Source organism: Polaribacter batillariae, assembly GCF_017498485.1.
Lineage (GTDB): Bacteria > Bacteroidota > Bacteroidia > Flavobacteriales > Flavobacteriaceae > Polaribacter > Polaribacter batillariae.
Genome location: NZ_CP071795.1, coordinates 753,703 through 780,026, shown reverse-complemented (window position 1 = coordinate 780,026; position 26,324 = coordinate 753,703). Strand labels below are relative to the sequence as shown.

Genomic DNA, 26,324 nt, shown 5'->3' with positions numbered 1-26,324 from the left:
TAATGGTTTTTTTAAAATTTAATCCATGTTAAAAATGAAGCTTTCTTATTTGTTGGTAATCAGTTTCTTAACCTTTTTTTACTCTTGTTATTCGCAAGAAGAAAAAGACAAAAACTACGAAATTATTGTTGCCAATCTCGATATTCCATGGGGCTTTACCTTTTTACCAGACAATTCTATATTAATTACAGAAAAAGAAGGACGATTAATTCATTTTAAAAATGGAAAAAAGACCGAAATTAAAGGATTGCCAGAAGTTACTTTAAGAGGACAGGGTGGTTTAATGGATATTGAATTGCACCCAAATTTTAAAGAAAATAATCGAATTTATTTTACCTATGCTTCGTCTGAAGGAGAAGGTAAAGGAGCAAATACAGCTTTAATGAGTGCAGAATTGAGTAACAACAAACTCATCAATAAAAAAGTATTATACAAAGCTTCGCCAAATACTAGAAAAGGGCAACATTTTGGTTCTCGAATTGTTTTTGACTCACAAAATCGTGTATATTTTAGTGTGGGAGACAGAGGTAATAGAGATAACAATCCGCAAGATATTACTAGAGATGGAGGCAAAATTTACAGACTAAATGACGATGGAACCATTCCTAAAGACAACCCGTTTATAAATGAAGAGAATGCAAAAAAAGCAATTTTTAGTTACGGGCATAGAAATCCACAAGGAATGGAAATAAACCCATTTACAAATGAAATTTGGTCACACGAACATGGTCCCAAAGGAGGAGATGAAATTAATATAATAAAAAAAGGAAAAAATTATGGTTGGCCAGTAATTAGTTATGGAGTAAATTATTCTGGAACAAAATTTACAGAGATTACTAAAAAAGAAGGTATGGAACAACCTTTACATTATTGGACACCCTCGATTGCACCTAGTGGAATGGCTTTTGTAAATTCTAATAAATATATGAAATGGAGAGGAAATTTATTAGTGGGGTCACTAAAATTTCAATACATTTCTAATTGTACCTTAAAAAATGGAAAAGTAATAAAAGAAGAGAAGATTTTAGAAGGTTTAGGCAGAGTACGCTCTATAGAACAAGATAATAATGGGTATTTATATGCAGGAATTGAAGGGGTAGGAATTGTAAGAATTAATCCATAATTACTATAAAAATGAAAAAAAAAGCAACAATAATTTTTGTTGGTTTCTTACTGTTATCTCTAACAATAGGAGGCAGTTCTTGTAAAAATGTTTCTAAAGAAGAACAAGAATTAGTACTGAAACAAAGCATAAAAAGAGGAGCAAAAATTTATAATGATATGTGTAAAGTATGTCATTTACCTTCTGGAGAAGGACAAGCTAAGATTTATCCGCCTTTGGCAAAATCAGATTATTTAATGCAAAAAAGAGAAGCTAGTATAAGAGCCATAAAATATGGTTTAAATGGTAAGATTGTTGTAAATGGAATTACATACAACAAAAGAATGGCAAAACTAGGTTTAGATAATGATGAGGTTGCTGATGTAATGAATTACATTACCAATGCTTGGGGAAATAAAAACGATAAAATGATTACTGAAAAAGAAGTAGAAAAAATTTCAAAAAAATAAAATTACTTCAAGAGAAACAATCTATAAATTTTTGTTATAAACTAATTGTAATTATTCATAAAGAAAAGTGGTATAAATAAATCTAAAAAATTAGATTTGTAGTCAAATTTTTCAATACTAATTATGTCAGAAAATATAGAGAAAATAAAATGCTTAATTATTGGTTCGGGACCTGCAGGTTATACAGCTGCAATTTATGCAGCAAGAGCAGATATGAAACCAGTAATGTACACAGGAATGCAAATGGGGGGTCAATTAACCACAACTACAGAAGTAGATAATTTTCCAGGGTATGCAGAAGGAACAGACGGAACTGCCATGATGGAAGACTTAAAAAAACAGGCAGAACGTTTTGGAACAGAAGTACGTTTTGGAATGGTTACAAAGGTAAATTTAAGTAAAGAAGTTGGTGGTATTCATAAAATTATTGTTGATGAATCTAAAGAGATAGAGGCAGAAACCGTAATAATTTCTACTGGTGCAACTGCAAAATATTTAGGTTTAGAAAGCGAGCAACGCTTAATTGGTGGAGGAGTTTCTGCTTGTGCAACTTGCGATGGTTTTTTCTATAAAGGACAAGAAGTTGTAGTTGTAGGAGGTGGAGATACTGCTGCTGAAGAAGCAACTTATTTAGCCAATATTTGCAGTAAAGTAACCTTGTTAGTTCGCAAAGATTATATGAAAGCTTCTAAAGCGATGCAACATAGAGTTGATAAAACCGAAAATATTACTGTTTTGTATCATACAGAAGTAGATGAGGTTTTAGGAGACAAAGTTGTAGAAGGCGTAAGAGCCGTAAATAACCAAACCAAAGAGAAATTTGAAATTCCTGTAACTGGAGTTTTTATTGCGATTGGGCATACACCAAATTCAGATTTGTTTAAAGGCGTTTTAGATATGGATGAAACAGGTTATTTAATCACAAAAGGAAAAACAACAAAAACAAATTTACCAGGAGTTTTTGCAGCTGGAGATATTCAAGATAAAGAATACAGGCAAGCAGTAACTGCAGCAGGTACAGGTTGTATGGCAGCCTTAGATGCAGAACGTTATTTAGGTGCTTTAGAGTAAGTTTTCTCAATAAATTGTTACAAAAAAAGAGATTGCGAAAGCAATCTCTTTTTTGTTTGCGTCATTCTGAGAAACGAAGCAATCTGTATATTCTACAAAAATAATTAAGCTGTAACTGAAGCTTTCATTGATTTTCTATAAGTAAAAGAATTGAAAATATTTCTTTTTCCGAAATTATTCATAGATTTTGCATTTACAAATTTTCCGAATAAAATTTTACTCACACCAAAGTATTCGTAAGTATTTCCGTCAGTAAAAGTAACTTCTAGTAACATACTTTTATGATGCCAATCTGCTACTTGAAATTCGGTAATTGTTTTTTTGTAAGCCTCTAAATTTGCTTCTTTAGTTTCTGGAGCAATACTTACTAAAAAATGATAACCATCAATAATTTCTGTACTTTTAATTTCTGCTGCTGCTTTTTTATCTTCATCGAGAAATTTATCTGGATGCCATTCTTTAACCAAACCTCTATAAGTAGTTTTTAATTCTTTCAAATTAATTGGTCCTTCAACTTTAAAAAGTTTTTTATATTGTTTTATACGCTTCATTGTAATGTTTTCAAATTGCGTGCAAAAGTACTGATAAAAAAGAGATTAGATGTTTTAGAATGATTGTTTTTTTAAAGTGCCTTTAAAATATATTCGGGTATCATTTTATTTGGAGGTGTAGTTTTTTTATAGAGTTCAAAAGAGTTGTAGTTCCCACCTGTAAAAACAGTAATCATATCTAATTCTGGCCAAATATTTATTTTTTGACCTCCATTACCAGAAGCTAAATAAGAATTATATTCTTTACCATTTATTAGAAAATATTTATGTTCCCATAAATAACCATAATCACCTTTTTGTGTTTTGAAAGTTTTATCTATCCACTTTTTAGATACTAACCTGAGTTCGATTAAAATTTAGGCATTTTTTTCTAGTAAAAAAGATAGATTTTCAGTAAATTAAAGTATTGAATTTCAATTTATTAATCTAAAAATCTATCTATGATAATCTACTCTAAAATTACTGAAATTTTCTGTCTTGTTGATGAATTTTGTAAAGAATATGACCAAATAGTCAGTAAACACCTTTTAGGCAATCCATCAAAACGTCCCAGTGTTATGTCAAATAGCGAGGTAATTACCATTACCATTTTGTTTCAGCTTAGTGGTTTTAGGACCTTTAAACACTTTTACGTGTATTACTTGCAAAAGCATATGCAAGATGATTTCCCAGCTACAGTTTCATACAATAGATTTACAGAACTCATGCAGCAAAACCTCATGCCAATGACTTTATTTTTAAAGACATGTTGTTTAGGTAATTCTACGGGTATTTCTTTTGTAGATTCTACACCTGTTAGAGTTTGCAGCCCCAAACGAATTAAGAATAATAAAGTATTTAAAGGCATTGCAACCACTGGAAAATCCACTATAGGATGGTTCCATGGCTTTAAATTGCATATCGTTATAAATGATAAAGGTGAAATCCTAAACTTCTGCATAACCCAAGCTAATGTTGATGATAGAACGCCATTAAAAAAGAAGTCTTTTTTAGATAAAATTTATGGTAAGTTATATGCGGACAAAGGTTATGTTGGAAAAGATTTAATGCAGTTACTTTTTGCTGATGGATTGCATTTAATTACTCATATTAAAAACAATATGAAGAATTCTTTAATGACAATGAGTGATAAAATTTTACTGCGTAAACGCTCTGTTATTGAAACCGTAAATGACGAACTCAAAAATATTTGTCAAATTGAACATTCTAGACATAGAAGTTTTACTAATTTCTTGTCAAACATAATCGCAGGTCTTATTGCATATAGCTTTTTACCAAAAAAACCTGCTATAAAATATCAGACTGTAAAGTCTAATCAGTTGACAATTTATTAATCGAACTCAGGTTACTATTTGTTGGTCATTCCATTTTCCACCATCCTTGTACATTTTTGCTAATTTTATTAAATCTCTAGAGGTAATGTATTTTTGATTAAATGTTGTTTTACTTGCTTGATTTGGTTCAAAAACCCAACTATAGTTTGTTATTCCCATAGGATAAAATAAATTTTTTTTAGCAAAATTTTCTATTTTTTGGTTTGTTGTAATTTCTATTAATTTTCCTAAAATTAAAGAACAACCTGAACAATATGAAGAGTATTCACCTGGTTTTGCAACCATTGGTAAATCTAAAGTATGTTTTACCCAGTCTTTGCTTTCCATCATTTTTAATTCATTTCCTTTACTTTCTGAATTGTTGTTTTCGCAATCCATTCCATGTTTATAGGTTAGAATATTTTCTAGGGTAATTTCCTTTTTTTTTTTGCATCTATGTTTTTAATGTTTTTGTATGTATCAAAAAAATAGGGTAATAATTTTTGTTTTTCATCTTTTATAAAACCTTTATCAATTGCAATTCCGAGTAATGTTCCAATAAAAGGTTTGCTTGCAGACCTTAATTGATGTTGGGTGTTTTTATCATAACCATAAAAATATTCTTCAAGTACTAATTTATCATTTTTGTATATTAAAATACTGTGAACTTCAGGAAAATTTCCTTTTATGGTTTCTTTTACCATTTCTATAATAAGTTCAGGGTTAGAGAACTCATCCAATAAATTTCCCACTTTTAATCCGTCATTATTATCTGAAGGGATATTGTATTTATATTTTTCTGGTTTTTTAAATAGCTCTTTTCTTGGAAACATTTCTGGCTTTTTAATTTTGGTACTTAAAAGTTTAAAATACTCACTTTCAGATTCGTAACCTATAACACTTTTATTTTTATCTCTTTTAAAAACAACAGGTATCTTTCTTATATTTAAAAAACTATCTTTCTTAATATGTTTTAAAGGATATTTTGCATCGTCTAATATAGCGTATAAAGTAGTGTCTAAACCAGAAGCGACTATATTTAAAGTTGTTTGTTCTTTATATTCATATAGTCCCTCATATTCAGTAAGTTTTTGTAATTTGTTTTTTTTATTTGTAGTACAACTAATTGTAATTAATAAGATTAAAAATGATTTTAAAATTGTTGTTGTACTATTTTTTTTGATGTTTAAAAAAGGAATTGATAAAGGGTAAAAACACTTCTGTGTAGTTATGGATTTAAAAATATTATAAATAATTAAAAGAAAATTAATTGGAATAATTAGTATAAAAAATAAAAATCCCCAACCTTGAACTGTTAGTAATAGGATAAAGGATAGTATGTGTATTAAAGCAATGCTTAATTGAAAATTTATAACTTTAATGGCATGAATATTATAAATGGAATTATCTTCTCTTTTATGAATCCATAAAAATAAAGGAAAGAGAACTGTAAATGGAAAAATAAAACCAAGTATTGGAGAACCATGTATAAATAATAACCACTTTTTTTGTATTGATTCTTCTTTTGGGTTATTTAGTACAGAAATATCTTCTACACCTATATTTAAAGCCTCTGCTAATAATTTTAAGGTTTGAAGATGAGGAGTAACATCTCCTTTTTCAATTCGTTGTATAGTTCTAATTGTGACGTTTGATTTTTCTGATAGTTCTATTTGAGAATATCCTTTTAACTTTCTTTGATACTTTAATTTTTTTGCAATTGTTTGTGTTTCCATAATTTTTATTTGTCACAAAGATATTTATATACAATTGTTTTTATTGTGACATATAGGTGTCACCTAGATGACACTTTGTAGTAGTTGTAAGGGGTTTCTAAATATAAAATAGATTTTTTATTCTAAAAAAGAATCATAATTTTCAATTGCTTTGATAATCAGTTTTACGGCATCTACATAAAAATCTTGGTTGATATTTTCGAAAGTGTCTGTAGGTTTGTGATAATCTTTATGGTCTTCTACACCAAAATAAATAAACGGAATTTTTTCTTTGTGAAAAATTCTGTGATCAGAAGAATATGTCCAATCGTCTTTAGTTTTATCATCAGGGTTGTCATGACCAAATAATAAAGTTATAGGAGATTTTATATTTTGAAGGGGTTTTTTTAATTGCGGATAATGATGCAAACCAGAAGCATATAACTCCAGAGAATCGTTATGTGCAATCATATCCATATTAATATTCAAAATAATATTTTTTTATCAGTGTAGTTTTTCAAGAAAAAATCTGCACCTAAAGAACCAATTTCTTCAGCATCTACAGCAGCAAAAACCAAGGTGTGATTTGGTTTGTGTTTTTTGAAATAAGAAGCAATTGCGAATAAGGCAGCAGTACCAGAAGCATCGTCATCTGCACCATTGTAAATTTGTCCGTTTTTAATACCTAAATGATCTAAATGACCCGTGATTACAATTGTTTTGTCTGTTTTTCCAGTAATTTTTCCAATTACATTTCCTCCAATAACCGTGGTGTCAGGAATGTTTTCTGCCTCTTTTTCAAGATTAGAAATAGGAAACATTTTTAACCTTCTTTTTCCGGAGAAAGTATAAGGAAATTTTTGAATGTACGAATCTCTAACCATTTTTTCTAAACCAATTTCTTCGAACTTTTTGGCTATAAATTTTTGTGCTTTGTAGTTTCCAACTTTAGAAAAACCTCTTCCTTCTAAAGAATCGTGAGACAAAATTTTAATACTTTCTAAAAGCATTTGTTCGTCTATTTGAATATCTTTTGGGGCATTACAGCGAAACAATAGAATTGCAAGAAACGAGAGGAATAAGAATTTGGTGTTCATAATAATTTTTTTGAATGAAGTTAAATGTTTTTTCTAAAATCGTGTTTTAATTAAATTTACAAGCCCAATTCTTTTCGTTCTTTAGTATCTGAAGCACTATTTTTATTCCAATAAGCAGATTTTATAGTCTTAATTTTTTGGGCTTTTGTCGTTAATGTTTTTCCGTTTCTAGTTGAAGTTTCTTCCCAACTTTCGATAATAAAAGGGAATTCTTTTGTGGCTTTGATAACAAGAGTTCTTTCCAATTTAGGATAATGTATCGCATAAATTATAAAATTATCTTTTTCAACTAAAGAGGTTGTTGCTTTGTATGCTTTTATTTTTTGATGATTTAACGCTAAAAACTCAAAAGAAGGAATGATGGTTAATTTTCCAATGGGTAAACTCTTCGGATTGATTCGTAAGATGTTCCACAGTTCATCTTCTAAAATATTTTTATCTAAAGATATCTTTCTATCAGCATTACTTTCGAAATAAGAGTGAAAATCAATTTTAAATTGTTCTCTATTATTTAACTGAACAAACGTATTTCCACACCATTCTTGTGCAGAAAAAGAAATTTTAATTGCTTTTTCGTTTGTGTTGATAGGAGAGAAGGTGCTGGTCATTAAAGAGTAAGGGTAAATACCTGTAATAAATTTTTTAGTACTATTTAATTTTAAAATGGGTATGTTTTTATCATTTCTGTTATCTGCTTTTACCTGTTTGTCTGGTAAAAAATCTTCCGTAACAAAAATATTTACAGCAGTTCCTTCGTACAATTCTCCATACCTGCTTTGTGTTAATTTATAAGAAGTTATTTCTGCCTTTCCTTGATACCAATATTCGTTAAATTTTGGATGTTTTTGAGCAACTTCAATAGATTTTGTTGTTTTAGGTTCGACATGATTACAGAAAACAAATAAAAGTATAGTTGCAAAAATTGGAAGTGTTATGTTAAGAGAAAGTTTCATTATACTAAAAATTTAGACTACTAATTTACAAAAAATAAGCATCTTAAATTTAATTTACTCCATCAAAAAAAAGACCATCAATTAAGATGATCTTTTCTAAACAAACAACTAATTCTTAAAATTTTGATTTTTAAGAAATTTTTTAATATTTATAAAATTGTAAGCCTGAGTGAGAAGAAATTTTAGTTTCTAAACACTTATTTTAACATTAAGAGCTTTAGAAGCAGTATTTATTTTCGGCTTTTACTTTTTCTGCGATTTCGTTACGTAAATCTACAATATCTGGGTAATTCGCGTATTTTGTAAAACGCTTTAAGCCCATTAACATCATACGCTGCTCATCACCTTCAGCAAAAGAAATAATGCTTTCTTTTCCTTTTTCTTCGATTTTATCTACGGCATGATATAAATATAATTTAGACATGGCAATTTGTACAGATTGAGATGCTTCACCAAAACGTTTTGCATTTTTTTCGGTTCTTAAAATCGCAGATTCTGCCATGTATATTTCAATTAAAATGTCTGCAGCTGCAACTAATAATTGTTGTTGTTCTTCGACTTCTGGCCCATATTTTTGCAATGCTGCACCAGCAACCATTAAGAAAGTTTTTTTCAATTTTGCAATCATTTCTTTTTCTTCCGCAAATAATTCAGAATAATCAGGCGTATCAAAAGAAGGAATGCCCATTAAGCTGTTTGCAACTTCAGTTGCTGGACCTAATAAATCTACATGCCCTTTCATGGCTTTTTTAATTAACATTCCCACAGAAAGCATTCTGTTAATTTCGTTGGTTCCTTCGTAAATACGGGCAATTCTTGCATCTCTCCACGCAGCTTCCATTGGTGTTTCTTCGGAAAAGCCCATTCCACCAAAAATTTGAATTCCCTCATCTGCACAATTTTGAATATCTTCGGAAACTGCCACTTTTAAAATAGAACATTCGATTGCATATTCTTCTACACCTTTTAATTCTGCTTCTTGGTGTGTGTTACCAGCTTCTACTCTTAATGCAATTCGATCTTCTATATTTTTAGCGGCTCTATACGTTGCAGATTCGCCCACATAAGCATTGGTTGCCATTTCTGCCAATTTTACTTTAATGGCACCAAAATTTGCAATAGGAGTTTTAAATTGTTTGCGCTCATTGGCATATTGTACTGCAGTTGTAAGCACTCTACGTTGAGAATCTAAACATGCGCCTGCCAATTTAATACGACCAACGTTTAAAGCATTCATGGCTATTTTAAAACCTTCTCCACGTCCAGCTAGCATGTTTTCTACAGGCACAACAGTATCGTTAAAAAATACTTGTCTTGTTGATGATGCTCTAATACCTAATTTATGTTCTTCTTCTCCTAAAGTAATTCCGTTTGGATTGTCTTTGTCGTATTCTACAATAAAACCTGTAATATTTTTATCATTTTCTATTCTTGCAAATACAATCATTAAACGACAAAAACCTGCGTTAGAAATCCACATTTTTTGTCCGTTGATTTTGTAAGATTTTCTGTCAGCAGAAAGTTCTGCAGTGGTTTTTCCAGAATTTGCATCAGAACCCGCTCCAGGTTCTGTTAAACAATACGCGCCAAACCACTCTCCAGTAGCTAATTTGGGTACATATTTTTGTTTTTGTTCTTCAGTTCCGTATAAAGTAATTGGCATGGTTCCAATTCCTGTATGCGCACCAAATGCAGTACTAAAAGACCCTGTTCCACTTGAAATATAATCACAAGTTAATAAGGTAGAAACGAATCCCATTCCCAATCCACCATATTCTTCTGGTACAGCAACGCCTAAGAACCCTAATTCTCCAGCTTTACGCATTACTTCTTCTGTTAAAGCATAATCTTTTGCTTCGAAACGATTTTTATGAGGAATAATTTCACGGTCGTTAAATTCCATCACAGCTTCTTTCATCATTTGTTGCTCCTCTGTAAAATCTTCTGGAGTAAAAACGTCTTCGCAGTTTGTTTCTTTTACAAGAAATTGACCACCTCTTAAAAGTTCTTTTTTTGATGTTTCCATATTTTTTGTTGACTTATGACAGTAAGACAAATGACTTGTGACGACTTTTGAATTACTTTAGTTATTGAATATTATTTTATTAATTTTAATGATGAATGAAATTTACCAAAACTTCCCAACAGTCTTGAGGTCTTATGTCATTCAGTCTTAATTATCTTTTTCGTTTGTTTTTTTAGATTATAGAAGAAAGAAAATAGGCCACTATTGGATACTATTATTGTTATTCTTTGGAATTCTTCTATTTTATCTTCAATTTTTTTTTAATCTTCGTTATTAATATATTTTCTATGTTTTGCGACTAATAATTGTGTGCCTAATTCAAATGATGCGCCTAAAGAAATATCAAGATAATGGCTAAAAGATTTATCTGTTCTTGAAGACCCTTCAGCAATATTACTTGGCATTGAAACTGAACATCTACTCATTTGTGAGCTCAAATCAAATCTTTTGTGCTTTGAGAAATATAATAAGAGATCAGAAATGTTATTTGTAATTTCTAATCCGAGTTTCCAAATCTTCAAATTCTTATAATTATGTCTCTGTTTAGTGCACATAAGTTTATTTTCTTTTCTCTATTTTCTACAGTCTTTTTTAAGAAAGGAATTCAAAAATACCAGCAGCACCTTGTCCAGTTCCTACACACATGGTTACCATACCGTATTTGTTTTTTAGATTGCGTTTGCGCATTTCATCAAATAACTGTACTGATAATTTTGCCCCTGTACAGCCTAATGGATGTCCTAATGCAATGGCTCCACCATTTACATTTACAATATCTTGATTTAAGTTTAACTCACGCATTACTGCTAAAGATTGAGAAGCAAAAGCTTCGTTCAATTCAATTAAATCGATATCGTTTTGTTGCAAACCTGCTTGTTTTAACGCTTTTGGAATGGCAGCTACAGGCCCAATTCCCATAATTCTAGGTTCTACACCAGCAGCAGCATAGTTTACAACTCTTGCAATAGGTTCTATATTTAATTCCTTTACCATTTCTTCGCTCATTACTATTACAAAAGCAGCGCCATCACTCATTTGAGACGAGTTTCCTGCTGTAACGCTTCCACCAGCTGCAAAAACGGGACGTAATTTGTTTAAAACAGCGATTGAAGTTCCTGCTCTTGGTCCTTCATCTTTATTTACGGTATATTTTTTGGTTGCTTTTTTGCCATTGGCATCTAAATAGGTTTCTTCTACTTCAATAGGTACAATTTGGTCTTGAAAACGATTTTCTGCTTGTGCTTTTAGTGCTTTCATATGAGAATTGTAGGCAAATTCGTCTTGGTCTTCTCTGGAAACTTTAAATTGATTGGCAACTGCTTCTGCAGTATTTCCCATGCCCCAATAGTAGTCTGCATGACCGTTTTTAACAGTATCGTAGTTTAATTCTGGTTTAAAACCCGTCATCGGAACAGAACTCATGCTTTCTGCACCACCAGCAATAATACATTCTGCCATTCCTGCTTGAATTTTCGCTGCAGCCATTGCAATGGTTTCTAATCCTGAAGAACAGAAACGATTGACAGTTACTCCTGGGACATCTACAGAATTTAAACCGATTAAAGATATAAAACGTGCCATATTTAATCCTTGCGAACCTTCTGGCATGGCGTTTCCTACAATTACATCATCGATGCGTTTTACATCTAAGTTTGGTAATTCTTTCATCATGTGTTGAATGGTCTCTGCACCCAACTCGTCTGCACGTTTAAAACGGAAAAGCCCTTTTGGCGCTTTACCTACTGCAGTTCTGTATGCTTTTACGATATATGCTGTTTTGCTCATAATTGTATTAAGATTTTAGTATAAAGAATTAAGACTTTGTAAGTGATTTTTGAAGAGAATAATTCATTTTTGTTACTTCAATAATTTCATTAATTATAGGTCTTACATTTTCTTCATTAATTAAATTTAACCTTTTAGATAAATATAATTGAGTTAATAATTCATAAGAAGAACCATTTGCAATTCCTAAAAATTGCTTGAATTCTCCATTTGTATTTCTTCCTGCTCCTTCAGATATATTAGAGGGAATAGAAACAGCACTTCTTCTAAGTTGTGATGTCAAACCATATTTTTCCTCTTTGGGGAAATTTTCTGAAACTCTGTAACATTTTTCGGTAATGTCCATTGCCTTTTGCCATATTTTCAGCTCTTCAAATCTGTGCATTTTATTTAGTATTAAGATTGTTCGTGTTTAGTATTAAAATGTTGGTGTTAAGGTTATGTTTTCACAGTCTTAGTACTTAATTCTATCTACTAAATACTTTTTTTAATTAATTACGCAATGGTTTTCCGGTTTTTAACATCGCTTGAATTCTTTCTAGGGTTTTGCGTTCTGTACAAAGCGATAAAAATGCTTCTCTTTCTAAATCTAATAAATATTGTTCTGTTACTAAGGTTGGTTCAGATAAATCTCCACCAGCCATTACATAAGCTAATTTATTTGCGATTTTTTGGTCGTGTTCAGAAATGTAGTTAGAATGTTCCATCGAATCTGTTCCTACTAAAAACATTCCTAAGGCTTGTTTTCCTAAGACTTTTACGTCTTTGCGTTTTGGCGGTTGTGTGTAACCACTTTCAGCCATTAATTTTGCGTGTGCTTTTGCAGTGGCAATTTGTCGGTCTTTATTAACTAGCACAACATCTTTTCCTTTTTGCATCAACCCTAAATCAAACGCTTCGTAGGCAGAAGTAGATACTTTTGCCATTCCAATGGTTAAAAAGTTTTCTTGTAAAATATTTAACTCAACATCGCCTTTATTAAAAGAATCTGAGGCTCTTAAAGCCATTTCCTTAGAACCACCACCACCTGGAATTACACCAACTCCAAATTCTACTAATCCCATATAGGTTTCTGCTGCAGCAACTACTTTATCTGCATGCAAAGAAATTTCACAACCACCGCCTAAAGCCATTCCATGAGGTGCAGAAATGGTTGGTATTGCAGAATAACGCATGCGCATCATAGTATCTTGGAAATATTTTATGGCGTAGTTTAATTCGTAATATTCTTGCTCTACAGCCATCATAAAAATCATACCAATGTTTGCTCCTACAGAGAAGTTTGCGGCTTGGTTACCAACGACCAAACCTTGGAAATCTTTTTCCGCTAAATCTATTCCTTTATTAATTCCTGCTAAAACATCGCCACCAATGGTGTTCATTTTCGATTGGAATTCTACATTTAAAATTCCGTCTCCAATATCTTCGATAACCACGCCAGAGTTTTTGAAAACTTGGTTCGATTTTCGAATATTGTCTAAAATAATAAATCCATCTTGACCCGGTTTTTTCGTTTGAGATTTAGAAGGAATATCGTAATAATAAGTTGCACCGTCTTTTACAGCATAAAAAGAAGACACCCCATTTTCTACCATTTCTGTAACCCAAGTTGCAGGTTCTTTTCCTTCGGCTTTTATTAACTCGATTCCTTTTTCTACGCCAACAGCATCCCAAATTTCGAAAGGACCATTTTCCCAACCAAAACCAGCTTTCATGGCATCATCTATCTTGTATAATTCATCAGAAATTTCTGGAATTCTATTTTGCACATAGGCAAACATTGCTGCAAAGTTTTTTCTGTAAAACTCACCGGCTTTATCTTTTCCGCCAACTAATATTTTAAATCGATCAATTGGTTTTTCTATTGTTTTTGTTAATTCTAACGTTGCAAATTTTGCTTTTTTAGAAGGTCGATACTCCATTGTATCTAAATCTAAAGCAAGAATTTCTTTTTTTCCTTCGGCATTTACTGTTTTTTTGTAAAACCCTTGCCCTGTTTTGCTTCCCAACCACTTGTTTTCCATCATTGTATTAATGAAATCTGGAAGTTTAAACAATTCGTGAGCTTCGTCATTAGGGCAATTCTCATAAATACCATTCGCAACATGCACTAAAGTATCTAAACCCACGACATCAACCGTTCTAAAAGTGGCAGATTTTGGGCGACCAATCACAGGACCTGTTAATTTATCTACTTCTTCAACCGTTAAACCCAATTCTTTTACTTGATGAAATAAAGATTGAATTCCGAAAATACCCACTCTGTTTCCAATAAATGCAGGCGTATCTTTCGCTAAAACAGAAGTTTTTCCTAAGAATTTTTCACCATACATCATTAAAAAGTCTGTAACTTCTTGTTTGCAGTTTGGGCCAGGAACTACTTCAAACAGTTTTAGATATCTTGGCGGATTAAAAAAATGCGTTACTGCAAAATGTTGTTGAAAATCTTCGCTTCTTCCTTCATTCATAAATTTGATAGGAATTCCTGAAGTGTTTGAAGAAATTATCGTTCCTGCTTTTCTATATTTTTCAATTTTCTCAAAAACAGATTTTTTAATGTCTAGCCTTTCAACCACAACCTCCATAATCCAATCTACATCTGCAACTTTGTGCAAATCGTCATCTAAATTACCTGTGGTAATTCTGTTTGCAAACTTTTGATTATAAATAGGTGACGGTTTTGATTTTAAAGAGGCAGTTAATGCATCATTTACCAAACGATTGCGCACCACTTTGTCTTCTAACGTTAAACCTTTCGCTTTTTCTTTGTCAGTTAATTCTCTAGGAATAATATCCAATAAAAGAACTTCTACGCCAATATTGGCAAAATGACAAGCAATTCCACTACCCATAATTCCGGAACCGATAATTGCTACTTTTTTTATTCTTCTAGTCATTTGTTTATTGTTTTATACTGCTTTGTTGCTTGTTTCTTTATAAATTTCTTTATCTGCAATTAATTTATTTATTTTTGAAGTTACATTAAAAAAACCTTCTAAATCTCTTTGAGATACATTTTGTATCACAGTTTCGTTAAATTGAATTACATGTACTTTAGAAACGGCACGCATTTCTTTTCCGTATTCAGTTAATTTAATGATTACACTTCTACCATCATCAGGATTTTTTTCTCTATAAATGGCACCTTTATCTTCCATGTTTTTTAAAATTCTAGAAAGACTTGTGGGTTCCATTCCCATTAAAGGCCCTAAAGCCGTAGATGGAGTTCCATATACTTTGTCTATATTTAGTAAAACAAAAGCAGTAGCCATTGTACTGTTATGAGCCAATGCCTGCTCGTTATACATTTTAGCAACTGCTTGCCATGTTGCTCTTAATTGATGATCTATCGATTTATATTTCTCCATTGCCTCAAAGATATAAAAATTTATTATGCACGCATAGTAAATTTCAAAAAAATTATGCATGCATAATAAATTTAACAAAAATTAATGATGAAGCTTTCGAACATTAATAGTACAAAATATGTAAGTTTGTAACAGATAAAAATTATCGATTTTAATTTAAAATAGTTAATGAAGAATTTATTAGAAATAAATAATGTAGTAAAAAAATATGGCAATTTTACAGCATTAAACGATGTTTCCATACATATTCCTAAAGGAAGTGTGTATGGTTTGTTAGGGCCAAATGGTGCAGGAAAAACATCTTTAATTAGAATTGTAAATCAAATTACAATGCCAGATTCTGGTACAGTATTACTGGATGGAGAGAAATTAGCAGCACATCATATAGAACAAATAGGATATTTACCCGAAGAACGCGGTTTGTATAAATCGATGAAAGTTGGCGAACAAGCTTTGTACTTGGCGCAATTAAAAGGTTTAAGTAAGGCTGAAGCAAAAAAAAGATTACAATATTGGTTCGAAAAATTCGATATTAGTGCTTGGTGGGGAAAAAAAATCGAAGAACTCTCGAAAGGAATGGCGCAAAAAGTACAGTTTATTGTTACTGTAATGCACAAACCTAAATTGTTAATTTTTGATGAGCCTTTTTCTGGTTTCGATCCTATAAACGCACAATTAATTGCCAACGAAATTTTACAATTAAGAGACGAAGGTGCAACCATTATTTTTTCTACACATAGAATGGAATCTGTAGAAGAAATGTGCGATGAGATTGCATTAATAAACAAATCGAATTTAATTTTAGAAGGAAAATTAGACGATATTAAGCGTAATTTTAGAACAAACACCTTTCAAGTTGGCTTAAAAACCGAAAACCAAGTTGAGGTAGAAAAAACGTTAAAAGAAAACTTTAAAGTATCTGCTGCAGATTTTAAATTATTAAATGACGGTTTAACTTTAAATGTTCAGTTAAACGAAAACAATTCTGCAAACGATTTGTTATCTTTTTTAACAAGTAGAGGAGAAGTGCAACATTTTGTAGAATTGATACCAAGTGCGAACGATATTTTTATTGAAGCAATACATAAAAACAATTAATTATGAGTAAGTTAAAATTAATTATTCAGCGTGAATTTATTGCGAAAGTTCGAAACAAATCATTTATAGTGATGACTTTTTTGAGTCCGATTATTATGGTTGCTATGCTAACTTTGGTTGTTTTTTTGATGAAAAAAAATGATAAAAAAACAAAAACGATTGTTTATGTAGATAATTCTGGTTTGTTCGAAAAAAACGATTTTAAAGATACAAAATCTGTAAAATATACCGATTATACCTCTTTAGGAATCGAAGCAACCAAGAAAAAAGTAGCAGAAGGAAGTTATTATGGTGTTTTGTATATCCCGCAAAAAGATAGCTTAGAAATCTTAGCAAATTCTATAGAATTTTACTCTAAAGATTCGCCAAATATGTCTTTAATAAATTCTTTAGAAAGCAAAATAGAGAAGAAACTTAGAAATAAAAAACTAACTAATTTTGGGATTGATTTGGCACAAATTGAAGCTTCAAAACTGAATACAGATATTAAAATGTATGATTTTTCTGGAGAAGAATCATCAAAATTAAGAAATTGGATTAAGATTATCTTTGGTGCAATTGCAGGGTATTTATTAATGATGTTTGTAATGATTTACGGTACTTCTGTAATGAGAAGCGTTATCGAAGAAAAAACAAGCAGAATTATAGAAATTATTGTTTCTTCTGTAAAACCGTTTCAATTAATGCTGGGTAAAATTATTGGAAATGCTTCTGCAGGTTTACTTCAATTTTTTATTTGGGGAATATTACTTTTTGTAATTTTAACCATCGTTTCTTCTGTTTTTGGTGTAGATATGTCTCAAATGCAAAATACCTCTGTTTCTGCAGAACAAATGGATGCTGTTAAAAATGCAACAGAAGGCGATAAAATGCAATTGGTGGTTCAAGAAATTTTAGGTTTGCCAATTTTAAAATTATTTGTACTTTTTATCTTTTACTTTTTAGGCGGTTTTATGTTATACAGTTCTCTTTTTACGGCAGTTGGTGCGGCTGTAGATAACGAAACCGACACGCAACAATTTATGTTGCCAATTATGTTGCCATTAATATTGGCAGTTTACGTTGGTTTTGCAACTGTGGTAAATGATCCTCATGGCCCCGTTTCAATAATTTTTTCCTATATTCCTTTCACATCGCCCATTGTTATGTTAATGAGAGTTCCTTTTGGCGTTTCTTGGACAGAATTAGCAATTTCGATGAGTTTATTAATTGCTACCTTCGTTTTTATGGTGTGGCTAGCAGCGAAAATTTACAGAGTTGGTATTTTAATGTATGGCAAAAAAGCAACCTACAAAGATTTGTACAAATGGTTAAAATATTAAAAAGATGCAAGACAAGATAGAGCAAGTAAAAGATACAATTGTAGAAGAAGCAAATTCTATTTTAGACTATAAATTTGTTTTTTCTGATCAAATAAGTATCACCGTAAAAGGGTTGTTATTTGTTGCATTAGCCCTTATTTTAACAGCCTTTATTTTAAAGTTAATTAGAAGGTTTATAACAAGAAAAATGCCCGAAAACGATAAAATTAAATTTATTAGCGTTTTTAGTTATATAAGGTGGCTGGTTTTTTTGGTTATTTTTTTAGTTGCAATGGATGCTTCTGGAGTAAATGTTACAGCCGTATTTGCTGCCTCTGCAGTGCTTTTAATTGGGGTTGGTTTGGCTTTACAAACCTTGTTTCAAGACATTATTTCTGGAGTATTTATTTTGGTAGATAAATCCGTTCATGTTGGCGATATTATAGAGTTAGAAGGAAAAGTAGGACGTGTTTTAGACATTAGGTTAAGAACCACAAGAGCCGTAACAATCGATAATAAAGTACTAGTGATACCAAATCACTTATATTTAACAAATATTTTATTCAATTGGACAGAAAATGGCGTAGAAACTAGAGAGGTTGTTAATGTTGGTGTAGCCTATGGAAGTGATGTAGAATTGGTAAAAAAAATCTTAGTAGAAGTTGCAAAAAAACACCCAAAAGTTCTTAAAATACCAGAACCAACTGTTTTATTTACAGATTTTGCAGACAGTTCTTTAAACTTTAGATTGGTGTTTTCTTTAAATAATAGTTTTGAAGCTAGATTTGTACAAAGCGACATTCGATTTGCGATAGACAAAGCTTTTAGAGAAAATAACGTTACCATACCTTTTCCACAAAGAGATGTGCATCTTTTTCAAAACAAAGAATAAAAGAAATTATAAATGCATATTTAACTTAAATAAAGTTGAATGCTGAAAAACGATTTTCGATAAAAATTTGAAATAAAAAATATATGAGTAAAATATTAATAATAGAAGACGAAGCAGCAATTAGAAGAGTTTTAAGCAAAATTATTTCAGAAGAAAACGAAGCTTATGTTGTAGAAGAAGCCGAAGATGGTTTGGCCGGAATAGAAATGATAAAAGACAAAGATTACGATTTGGTTCTTTGCGATATTAAAATGCCAAAAATGGATGGTGTTGAGGTTTTAGAAAAAGCAAAAAAGATAAAGCCAGAAATACCAGTTGTTATGATTTCTGGACATGGAGATTTAGATACAGCAGTTAATACAATGCGTTTGGGAGCTTTTGATTATATATCGAAACCACCAGATTTAAACCGTCTTTTAAATACGGTAAGAAACGCTTTAGAAAAGAAAACATTGGTTGTAGAAAACAAACGGTTGAAGAAAAAAGTGAGTAAAAATTACGAAATGGTAGGCGAAAGCGATGCTATTTCTCATATTAAAGAAATTATCGAAAAAGTTGCCGCTACAGATGCCAGAGTTTTAATTACAGGACCTAATGGAACAGGTAAAGAGTTGGTTGCACATTGGTTGCACGAAAAGTCAGATAGGCATAAAGCATCTATGATAGAAGTAAATTGTGCTGCAATTCCATCAGAATTAATAGAAAGCGAGTTATTTGGTCACGTAAAAGGTTCTTTTACAGGAGCAAATAAAGATAGAGCAGGTAAGTTTGAAGCGGCAAATGGAGGAACCATTTTTTTGGATGAAATTGGTGACATGAGTTTGTCTGCACAAGCAAAAGTTTTGCGTGCGCTCCAAGAAAATAAAATTTCTAGAGTGGGTTCAGACAAAGACATAAAAGTAAACGTTAGGGTAGTAGCAGCAACAAATAAAAATCTTCAAGAAGAAATTGCTAAAGGAAGGTTTAGAGAAGATTTATACCACAGGTTGGCTGTTATTCTAATAAAAGTACCTGCTTTAAATGATCGTAGAGAAGACATTCCTTTATTGGTAGATTTCTTCGCAAAAAAGATTTCAGAAGAGCAAGGAATGGCTATAAAAAACTTTTCAACCGAAGCAATTAAATTATTGCAAGAATATAATTGGACTGGAAATATTCGTGAGTTAAGAAACGTTGTAGAACGCCTAATTATCTTAGGAGAAAAAGAAGTTTCTGAAAACGACGTAAAACTATTTGCCAGTAAATAAAAGTAATTTTAAAAATTTAAACTACTTAAAATATTTTAGATTTTTAAAAACCCCAAAACAAATTAAAAATAAAGTAATTAAAATTGTTGAAAATGAATTTTTAGATAAGCTAAAGTTGTCTTCTGCCCTAAAAAACTTAGGTTTATGTTTTTCAAAATCTACAGTGTCTGGATGATGTTTTTCAAAAACTTTCGGATAAATATCTAAACGAATATCTTCGTGAAACTTTACAGTGGCATCTAAAAAATTAATATGATTGGTTAAACTCGTTTTTGCAATTTCATTCATAGAAAGCTGTAATTGTAATGGTGGAAAAAACTGTGCCATTTTTTTACTCAATGCTTCTCGTTTCTTTATTTTATTATACAAAGCTTCACGTTCTTCTTTAGAATCGTCGTCACCTAATTGTTGCATTGCATAATACCACAACCAAGAAAATCCTTCTGTTTTATACCCGTATTTTTTTAAATGAGGATAATGCTCGTAAAAACGATTTAACGTTTCTTTTTTATCTGTGTCCCATTTTTTGTGATAAGCATCTCTTTGTTTAATAACCATACTAAAGGCTTCTTCAATTGGGTATGTTTTATTAATATAATTATTAATAAAAATTGGTAGAAAAACAACTAAAGTTAACCAACTTGCCAATAGTATTATGGCATTTGTATTAGAAGACTTTCTTAATAGAATTACAAAAAAACAAAGTGCAAACCAAAATATAATGTACAAATAGCTCATTAGTATTATATCTAAAAAACTTTCTGTAAACGGAATCTCTAAGATAAAACTTGCTATAAGAAACAATATGCCAAGAGTCATAGAAATAAAAAGCAATCGTATAGATAGTTTGGTTATTAAGAATTTAAATGACGATTTAGATTGAATTTTAATCATTTTCCAGGTGCCTTTTTCTTCCTCTTCAGATAAAAGATTAAAGTTTAGTGCAATAATTACCAATGGAAATAAAAAGATAATTAAAAAGCTAATGTCTAAATTTCCAACTTGTTGGCGCATGGGGTTTACTAAATCGGTATTGTGTTTTTGCCCTTCCAGAGCTACAATACTTACATTTTGAATATCGGTATTTAAATCACTTTGCCCCATAGAAATGGCTGCTAACGGTTCTAAGGGTTTTAGAAACGAAAATTTTAAATAATAAGAGAGCAAACCAATATCGTCTTTATTGTATTTTCTTTGTGTTTTAATATGTTTTTTTTGTTGTTCTATGGTTTTGGTAATCGCTATTTTTTTCTGGTTTAGAAATTGTTTTCCAGAACCAATACTTAACATACCTAAAAGCATAAGTAAACTAAAGGCTAACACGACTGTTTTAGATCTAAAAAAATGTTTAATTAACAATATATACATTATTAAATAATTTTAAAATGGTTTGAAAAATAATTGATGATAATAACGCTTAATAATAGCCAAAGCCCCAAAGCTGCTAATGAAATGAGTTGATGTTTTATGGTATCTAAAACAGGAAGATAATGGTAACTAAATTGGGGTATAGCTTTCCAATAGCTTTTTTCTACTACGTTTATTTTTCCTTCACTTCCTTTGGCATTATTACTAATAAACTTCATTTGTAAATGATTCATATATTGAGATTGTTTATATCTATAAGCTTCTGTTTGTGATAAAAAATTAGTGTAGGTATAAAAATCGGTTCCAGAGAACCCCATAGATACGTTTTTAATAGCTAAATAAGGGTTAAATAATACCAAACGATTGGCAATACTGTTTTGTTTTTTATAGGTTTGAATTAGCTTTTTGTGTTGCTTGTTAAAAATTTTAGCGGTTTGTTCTTCGCCTTTACTCATTAAAAAACCACTATAATTAAAAGGTAAATCTTTAACACTAGTTACATTATTGGCTTTTAAAATAGAATCGCGTATGTTATTAAAATAAGGATCATTAGGGTTATGGCTATCACCTTGTTTTGCAATTTCCGTTTCAATGGCTTCATTAAATTCAATTTTAGATAAATTAGGATAAATGGTATTGCCAACTACTTGAGCTGTTTTTGGAATAATGATAAAAAAAAGCAACCAAATAGCTAATAAACGTAATAAAGATTTATTCGAATTTTTACTTTTGCCAGAAATAATTACAGTTACAAAACAAAGAATTATAAAAAACAATATATAGCTTAGTGTAATAATTAATGTTCGTGTTATTATTTCTGCATTTGTAGTATGGCTGTCTAAAAACGAGATACTCCATAGAGAAATTAAGGCAGGTAAAAAAAACACAGCAGCAACCAAAAATAAGCCTAAAGCTTTGCCAAAAAGAATTTCTTTTATAGTTGCACCTTGTAAATAAATTATTTTTAAGGTGCCATTTTCTTTTTCTGAAGTAATGGATGCATAGCCTATAAAAAATATAATTAAAGGCAAAATAAGTTGTAATAATAATGCAACGTTTAAATCTCCAAAACGCACCAAACCTGTAGATAACGAAGCTTCAGAAAAATTTGCAGTGTTCTGTTTATGTGCTTCTAAAAAAATAGAATTTCCGGTATAAGTTTCAATTCCAGAATCAAAAATACTTAATGGATGCTGTGTACGAAATACAAAAGAGCCAAAATGTGCCATTCTATGAGGGTGTTTGTCTGGATTAGACTCCCAACTATTTCTAGATTCTTTTTGATGATGTACAACACTATTATGTCTTTTTTCAAAAATACTCCAACTATTAATTGTAATATAGGTTAATAAAATTAAAAAAAGCGATAACAGTACAAAAAGACCTTTAGAATAGAAGGTCTTTTTAAAGTACTGTTTTGTTATTAAAAGAACTAAATTAGTTTGCATTTTGTTTAAAAATTATAAGTAGCATTTAGTAAAAAGTTTCTTGGTGCTCCTGGACCTAGTCTAGAAGGATTAAGGCCACCTAACCAATAAATTTTATCAAACAAATTGTTAATCTTAAGCGTTAACTGCATGTTTGTATTATTTGGTTTGTAATATAAGGCCGCATCAAATACAGTATATGATGGTAATAATACTCTCTCTGTAGCATAGGTTGGGTTGTACCAGGTAAATCTCTTATCTACATATTGGGCTCCTAAACCGATTCCAATTCCTTTTAACTTAGAGTTTGAATTAAAGTTGTATCTCCCCCAAAAATTTGTATTATGTTCTGGAGATCCACCTATTCGCTTTCCAATAAATTCTTTAATGGCGTCTTCTTGAATTGTAGCATTTGTATAGGCATAAGAAGCTGTTAATTGTAAGTTGGGGAGTACATAACCAGAAATATCTGTTTCAAAACCTCTACTTCTTTGTTTACCTCTTGTTGTTAAGCTCTCTAAATTATAAGTGTCTCCTAGTAAGATGTTTTTTTGTGTAATATTAAAGATGGCAAGGTTGGCAAATATTTTGCCATTTAAAAATTCTCCTTTCGCACCTATTTCTGTTAAACTGCTCTCTAGAGGATCAAACCTTCCTGGAGATGCAGACCAAAAGAAACCTTCTAGAGTAGGAGATAATGATACTGTATTTGTATGTGGTTGAAAGCCTTCTAAATAAGTAACATATGCACTTATGTCTTTAGTAACTTCGTAAGTTAAACCAAGTCTAGGCACAAAGGCGCTAGTTTTAAACGTTTGCTCATTCCCTTTATAATCAAAAATATCTGTAAACCATTCGTATCTTAAGTTTAGCAAAGCAGAAAATTTGCCAATTTTAAACTGATTTTGAATATAAATGCCATTAGAGGTATTTAAATTGGCAGGAATCGATAATTCAGATAAATTATATGCATTTGTATTTCTAGCTCCGTTAAATGGATGTTCTAAATTAAAATGCGGTACAGCTGGTACTGGCATAGTTACACCATCTACAACCATTTGCTTAAAATTGTCTGGATTACTTGGGTCGTAATTGGCTTGCCCACCATTTACGGTTAAATACCTTCTAGCGCGTAAAAATCCTGCTCCAATTTTCCTTTCCCAGCGAGTTGCATCATAGCCAACTAAAAATTTATTAGTAATGTTTTCTTTTTTAATGGTATAGTTAAAGTAGGCGCTAAAATTATCTGTTTCCCAAAATTGTTGCCTTTGGTCGTATCGCATTCTTGCAAGTGTAGGAATTACATTGCCATTAATATCTACTGCAGTTCCATCAAACCTGTGTTCGGCTAAATCTTCATTCCAAGTTTGTTTCATATATTGTGCATTAAACCCAAAGTTTTCGGTAAATTTTTTACTAAAATTTGCCATAAATATTAGTTCATTGGTTTTGTAATAGTCGTTAGATGCACCTACATTTCTTGTGATTGGGGTACTATTTATATCGAATTTACCATTAATTGCACCAAAAATCGGCTGTCCTCTATCTAAATTACCTTCGGCTTTACTGTAAATCATTTCAACATTTAGCGATGTTTTATCATTAGGCACATAACTTAAAGATGGGGTAATTAAAATAGCATTGTTATTTACCAAATCTCTAAAAGAATCTGCATCTTGAAAAGCTGCATTAAAACGATACAATAAGGTTTTCGAATCGTTTAAAGGTCCTGTAAAATCGGCAGTAGCTCTTAGCGTTCCAAAGCTACCTGTTGTAAAGCCTACAGAACTTCTCTTTTTGGCTAGTGGCTTTTTAGTAACCATATTTACAGTACCTCCAGGATCTGCACTAGAAAAAGTAACAGAAGAGGGACCTTTAATAACTTCTACACGTTCTAAATGAGATGTAATGGGTTGTAAAAAGTAATATTGGCGTGTACGCATTCCATTAAGCACTTGACCGTCGTCTGCTTGAGTTATACCTCTAATATTGTAATGATTGTATAAACCAGTAGCGGCTACACCACTAATTGTTTTTACAGCATCTGGTAACTGAAAAGCCAAACGATCTGAAATGAGTTCTTTGGTTACTGTGCTAACTGCTTGAGGTAATTCTTTATTTTTAATGGCTATTTTAGTAGCCGAAAAAGAGTAATCGCTATTATAATCTTTACGTATTCTTCCAATAATTTCGACAGATTGTAAAGATTCAAATGATTCTTCAAGAACGATATTTCCTATATTAATATTTGTATTTGATGCAATGTTTAGGTTTTTTTTATAAGATTTAAAGCCAATAAATGTTATTTGAAATTTATAAGTTCCATTTTCTTTAGTTTCAATACTAAAGTAGCCATCAATATCTGTTGATGTACCTTGTTGTTTTAAACCTTTCTTTTCAATTAGAATATTGGCTCCTAATATTGGGTTATTTTCTTTATCGACAACTTTTCCTGATATTTTAGATTGAGAAAAGCTAACTTGTATTGCTAAAAAAATAATTGTAAATACGATGTTTTTAAATTTCATTTTTAGTTGTTTGTAAATTATTTGGGTTTGTATTATTAATTCTATTTTTCGTTTGAAATTATGGGAATAAAGTACCTTTTTTCTTTTTGTTTTATTATAAAAAGATGCTGTAACAAAGGCGATACTCTTTTTTTCTAATTGATGTAAAGAAGAAAAAGCCATCATTTTCTCTTATAGTAATTTCAAACAAGAAATGGTATAATTAAATTGTTTTGATGTATAAATCTTGAAGTTCTTGGGCAGATATTTTAGATGTTTCTGTTTGGTGGACTAGAGTGCCTTCTCTCATTATTCCAATTTTAGAACCTATATTTACCGCATTAAAAATATCGTGAGTAGCCATAAGTATGCCTACACCATTCGCAGATAATTCTTTACAGACTGTTGCAAATTCTACAGACGCTTTAGGATCTAGTCCAGATGTTGGTTCATCCATTAAAATATAAGATGCATTTTTAGCCAAAGCAATTGCAATTCCTACTTTTTGACGCATTCCTTTAGAGTATGTATTTAATTTCTTTTTAAAGGCTTCTGGTTGTAAATTGGCTTTATTTAAGTATTTTGAAAGTTCTTGCTCAGTGTATTTAAAACCTGCTAAACGACTAAAAAAGTCTAAGTTTTCTAAACCAGATAAATTGCCATAGAGTTGAACAATTTCTGGTATATAGGCAATAAAATTTTTAATAGAATGGTTCTCTTTAATAGAGGTATTGTTTATTAGGGCGTCACCAAAAGTTGGTTTTATTAACCCCAAAAAAATATTAATGGTTGTTGTTTTACCTGCTCCATTTTGTCCTAATAGACAAAATATTTCGCCTGGAGCTACAGAAAAACTCAACTCATTTAACGCTAATTTTTCGTCATAGCGCATTACAAGTTTTTTAGCTTCTAACATGATAGTGCTTTTTTGTAAGTGATAGATTGTGTTCTTAAAAAGTAAGAACCCTATTTATAGCAACTTTAAAAATATTTGCTGTGTGTAGAATACAGAAACTAAACAGTTGTATGTTAT

23 protein-coding genes and 1 pseudogene are annotated in these 26,324 nt (G+C 30.9%); 8 read left to right on the top strand and 16 right to left on the bottom strand.

Annotated elements, in window-relative coordinates:
* Nucleotides 1–34: 34 nt before the first annotated feature.
* The 3 genes from JL193_RS03505 to trxB all read left to right on the top strand — a co-directional run bounded on the left by JL193_RS03505 (nt 35) and on the right by trxB (nt 2,643).
* Nucleotides 35–1,123, top strand: a complete 1,089-nt coding sequence (locus JL193_RS03505; RefSeq protein WP_207973373.1) for a PQQ-dependent sugar dehydrogenase — start codon at nt 35–37, stop codon at nt 1,121–1,123.
* Between the two features lie 11 nt (nt 1,124–1,134).
* Entirely contained in the window at nt 1,135–1,572 is a 438-nt protein-coding gene (locus JL193_RS03500; RefSeq protein ID WP_207972510.1) for a c-type cytochrome, read from the top strand.
* Between the two features lie 123 nt (nt 1,573–1,695).
* The gene (gene trxB, locus JL193_RS03495; RefSeq protein WP_207972509.1) at nt 1,696–2,643 is read left to right on the top strand and encodes a thioredoxin-disulfide reductase; all 948 of its coding nucleotides are present in this window, start codon (nt 1,696–1,698) and stop codon (nt 2,641–2,643) included.
* A 104-nt stretch (nt 2,644–2,747) separates the two neighbouring features.
* Here the strand turns inward: trxB and JL193_RS03490 are convergent, their stop codons facing one another.
* Nucleotides 2,748–3,194, bottom strand: a complete 447-nt coding sequence (locus JL193_RS03490; protein ID WP_207972508.1) for a KTSC domain-containing protein — start codon at nt 3,192–3,194, stop codon at nt 2,748–2,750.
* 440 nt (nt 3,195–3,634) lie between these two features.
* Here JL193_RS03490 and JL193_RS03485 point away from each other — a divergent pair, with 440 nt between their 5' ends.
* On the top strand, nt 3,635–4,528 hold the full coding sequence (locus tag JL193_RS03485) for an IS982 family transposase (protein WP_207970412.1): 894 nt from the start codon (nt 3,635–3,637) through the stop codon (nt 4,526–4,528).
* A 6-nt stretch (nt 4,529–4,534) separates the two neighbouring features.
* On the opposite strand, the gene JL193_RS17080 is transcribed toward JL193_RS03485, so the two are convergent.
* The 11 genes and pseudogenes from JL193_RS17080 to JL193_RS03430 form a co-directional block, all read right to left on the bottom strand.
* The gene (locus tag JL193_RS17080; protein WP_243456822.1) at nt 4,535–4,906 is read right to left on the bottom strand and encodes a serine hydrolase domain-containing protein; all 372 of its coding nucleotides are present in this window, start codon (nt 4,904–4,906) and stop codon (nt 4,535–4,537) included.
* A gap of 26 nt (nt 4,907–4,932) precedes the next feature.
* Nucleotides 4,933–6,243: a magnetosome magnetite crystal formation protein family gene (locus JL193_RS17075; RefSeq protein WP_243456821.1), complete on the bottom strand. Its 1,311-nt coding sequence runs from the start codon at nt 6,241–6,243 to the stop codon at nt 4,933–4,935.
* A gap of 117 nt (nt 6,244–6,360) precedes the next feature.
* Complete coding sequence (locus JL193_RS17355; RefSeq protein WP_207972507.1) at nt 6,361–6,711, bottom strand: M28 family peptidase; 351 nt, start codon at nt 6,709–6,711, stop codon at nt 6,361–6,363.
* Nucleotides 6,708–7,319: a M28 family peptidase gene (locus tag JL193_RS17350; RefSeq protein WP_207972506.1), complete on the bottom strand. Its 612-nt coding sequence runs from the start codon at nt 7,317–7,319 to the stop codon at nt 6,708–6,710. Before JL193_RS17350 ends, JL193_RS17355 begins: the two co-directional genes overlap by 4 nt.
* A 56-nt stretch (nt 7,320–7,375) precedes the next feature.
* On the bottom strand, nt 7,376–8,272 hold the full coding sequence (locus JL193_RS03460; RefSeq protein WP_207972505.1) for a septum formation inhibitor Maf: 897 nt from the start codon (nt 8,270–8,272) through the stop codon (nt 7,376–7,378).
* A gap of 217 nt (nt 8,273–8,489) precedes the next feature.
* A complete protein-coding gene (locus JL193_RS03455; RefSeq protein ID WP_207972504.1) occupies nt 8,490–10,298 on the bottom strand; it encodes an acyl-CoA dehydrogenase FadE in 1,809 nt (602 codons plus the stop codon).
* A 263-nt stretch (nt 10,299–10,561) separates the two neighbouring features.
* Nucleotides 10,562–10,852 (bottom strand): annotated as a pseudogene (locus JL193_RS03450) (four helix bundle protein); the annotation flags it as partial.
* Between the two features lie 37 nt (nt 10,853–10,889).
* Nucleotides 10,890–12,083, bottom strand: coding sequence for an acetyl-CoA C-acyltransferase (locus JL193_RS03445; RefSeq protein WP_207972502.1), 1,194 nt, complete (start codon nt 12,081–12,083; stop codon nt 10,890–10,892).
* 28 nt (nt 12,084–12,111) lie between these two features.
* Entirely contained in the window at nt 12,112–12,468 is a 357-nt protein-coding gene (locus JL193_RS03440) for a four helix bundle protein (RefSeq protein ID WP_207972501.1), read from the bottom strand.
* Between the two features lie 106 nt (nt 12,469–12,574).
* Complete coding sequence (locus JL193_RS03435; protein ID WP_207972500.1) at nt 12,575–14,980, bottom strand: 3-hydroxyacyl-CoA dehydrogenase/enoyl-CoA hydratase family protein; 2,406 nt, start codon at nt 14,978–14,980, stop codon at nt 12,575–12,577.
* Between the two features lie 12 nt (nt 14,981–14,992).
* On the bottom strand, nt 14,993–15,451 hold the full coding sequence (locus JL193_RS03430; RefSeq protein ID WP_207972499.1) for a MarR family winged helix-turn-helix transcriptional regulator: 459 nt from the start codon (nt 15,449–15,451) through the stop codon (nt 14,993–14,995).
* A gap of 168 nt (nt 15,452–15,619) precedes the next feature.
* Here JL193_RS03430 and JL193_RS03425 point away from each other — a divergent pair, with 168 nt between their 5' ends.
* The 4 genes from JL193_RS03425 (at nt 15,620) to JL193_RS03410 (ending at nt 19,989) form a co-directional block, all read left to right on the top strand.
* Nucleotides 15,620–16,549, top strand: coding sequence for an ABC transporter ATP-binding protein (locus JL193_RS03425; protein WP_207972498.1), 930 nt, complete (start codon nt 15,620–15,622; stop codon nt 16,547–16,549).
* Nucleotides 16,550–16,551: 2 nt separating this feature from the next.
* The gene (locus tag JL193_RS03420) at nt 16,552–17,871 is read left to right on the top strand and encodes an ABC transporter permease (protein WP_207972497.1); all 1,320 of its coding nucleotides are present in this window, start codon (nt 16,552–16,554) and stop codon (nt 17,869–17,871) included.
* Between the two features lie 4 nt (nt 17,872–17,875).
* On the top strand, nt 17,876–18,742 hold the full coding sequence (locus JL193_RS03415; protein ID WP_207972496.1) for a mechanosensitive ion channel family protein: 867 nt from the start codon (nt 17,876–17,878) through the stop codon (nt 18,740–18,742).
* A gap of 83 nt (nt 18,743–18,825) precedes the next feature.
* A complete protein-coding gene (locus tag JL193_RS03410; RefSeq protein ID WP_207972495.1) occupies nt 18,826–19,989 on the top strand; it encodes a sigma-54-dependent transcriptional regulator in 1,164 nt (387 codons plus the stop codon).
* 21 nt (nt 19,990–20,010) lie between these two features.
* Here JL193_RS03410 and JL193_RS03405 read toward each other — a convergent pair whose 3' ends face one another.
* The 4 genes from JL193_RS03405 to JL193_RS03390 form a co-directional block, all read right to left on the bottom strand.
* The gene (locus JL193_RS03405) at nt 20,011–21,357 is read right to left on the bottom strand and encodes a DUF3526 domain-containing protein (RefSeq protein ID WP_207972494.1); all 1,347 of its coding nucleotides are present in this window, start codon (nt 21,355–21,357) and stop codon (nt 20,011–20,013) included.
* Between the two features lie 2 nt (nt 21,358–21,359).
* Nucleotides 21,360–22,805, bottom strand: a complete 1,446-nt coding sequence (locus JL193_RS03400; RefSeq protein WP_207972493.1) for an ABC transporter permease — start codon at nt 22,803–22,805, stop codon at nt 21,360–21,362.
* Nucleotides 22,806–22,810: 5 nt separating this feature from the next.
* A complete protein-coding gene (locus JL193_RS03395) occupies nt 22,811–25,312 on the bottom strand; it encodes a TonB-dependent receptor (RefSeq protein WP_207972492.1) in 2,502 nt (833 codons plus the stop codon).
* Nucleotides 25,313–25,514: 202 nt separating this feature from the next.
* Nucleotides 25,515–26,207, bottom strand: a complete 693-nt coding sequence (locus tag JL193_RS03390; protein WP_207972491.1) for an ABC transporter ATP-binding protein — start codon at nt 26,205–26,207, stop codon at nt 25,515–25,517.
* Nucleotides 26,208–26,324 lie beyond the last annotated feature (117 nt).

Bases quoted from the DNA above. Each gene is read 5' to 3' on its own strand.
- JL193_RS03505 (WP_207973373.1), top strand. From the start codon at position 35: ATGAAGCTTTCTTATTTGTTGGTAATCAGTTTCTTAACCTTTTTTTAC.
- JL193_RS03500 (WP_207972510.1), top strand. From the start codon at position 1,135: ATGAAAAAAAAAGCAACAATAATTTTTGTTGGTTTCTTACTGTTATCT.
- trxB (WP_207972509.1), top strand. From the start codon at position 1,696: ATGTCAGAAAATATAGAGAAAATAAAATGCTTAATTATTGGTTCGGGA.
- JL193_RS03490 (WP_207972508.1), bottom strand. From the start codon at position 3,194: ATGAAGCGTATAAAACAATATAAAAAACTTTTTAAAGTTGAAGGACCA.
- JL193_RS03485 (WP_207970412.1), top strand. From the start codon at position 3,635: ATGATAATCTACTCTAAAATTACTGAAATTTTCTGTCTTGTTGATGAA.
- JL193_RS17080 (WP_243456822.1), bottom strand. From the start codon at position 4,906: ATGGATTGCGAAAACAACAATTCAGAAAGTAAAGGAAATGAATTAAAA.
- JL193_RS17075 (WP_243456821.1), bottom strand. From the start codon at position 6,243: ATGGAAACACAAACAATTGCAAAAAAATTAAAGTATCAAAGAAAGTTA.
- JL193_RS17350 (WP_207972506.1), bottom strand. From the start codon at position 7,319: ATGAACACCAAATTCTTATTCCTCTCGTTTCTTGCAATTCTATTGTTT.
- JL193_RS03460 (WP_207972505.1), bottom strand. From the start codon at position 8,272: ATGAAACTTTCTCTTAACATAACACTTCCAATTTTTGCAACTATACTT.
- JL193_RS03455 (WP_207972504.1), bottom strand. From the start codon at position 10,298: ATGGAAACATCAAAAAAAGAACTTTTAAGAGGTGGTCAATTTCTTGTA.
- JL193_RS03445 (WP_207972502.1), bottom strand. From the start codon at position 12,083: ATGAGCAAAACAGCATATATCGTAAAAGCATACAGAACTGCAGTAGGT.
- JL193_RS03440 (WP_207972501.1), bottom strand. From the start codon at position 12,468: ATGCACAGATTTGAAGAGCTGAAAATATGGCAAAAGGCAATGGACATT.
- JL193_RS03435 (WP_207972500.1), bottom strand. From the start codon at position 14,980: ATGACTAGAAGAATAAAAAAAGTAGCAATTATCGGTTCCGGAATTATG.
- JL193_RS03430 (WP_207972499.1), bottom strand. From the start codon at position 15,451: ATGGAGAAATATAAATCGATAGATCATCAATTAAGAGCAACATGGCAA.
- JL193_RS03425 (WP_207972498.1), top strand. From the start codon at position 15,620: ATGAAGAATTTATTAGAAATAAATAATGTAGTAAAAAAATATGGCAAT.
- JL193_RS03420 (WP_207972497.1), top strand. From the start codon at position 16,552: ATGAGTAAGTTAAAATTAATTATTCAGCGTGAATTTATTGCGAAAGTT.
- JL193_RS03415 (WP_207972496.1), top strand. From the start codon at position 17,876: ATGCAAGACAAGATAGAGCAAGTAAAAGATACAATTGTAGAAGAAGCA.
- JL193_RS03410 (WP_207972495.1), top strand. From the start codon at position 18,826: ATGAGTAAAATATTAATAATAGAAGACGAAGCAGCAATTAGAAGAGTT.
- JL193_RS03405 (WP_207972494.1), bottom strand. From the start codon at position 21,357: ATGTATATATTGTTAATTAAACATTTTTTTAGATCTAAAACAGTCGTG.
- JL193_RS03400 (WP_207972493.1), bottom strand. From the start codon at position 22,805: ATGCAAACTAATTTAGTTCTTTTAATAACAAAACAGTACTTTAAAAAG.
- JL193_RS03395 (WP_207972492.1), bottom strand. From the start codon at position 25,312: ATGAAATTTAAAAACATCGTATTTACAATTATTTTTTTAGCAATACAA.
- JL193_RS03390 (WP_207972491.1), bottom strand. From the start codon at position 26,207: ATGTTAGAAGCTAAAAAACTTGTAATGCGCTATGACGAAAAATTAGCG.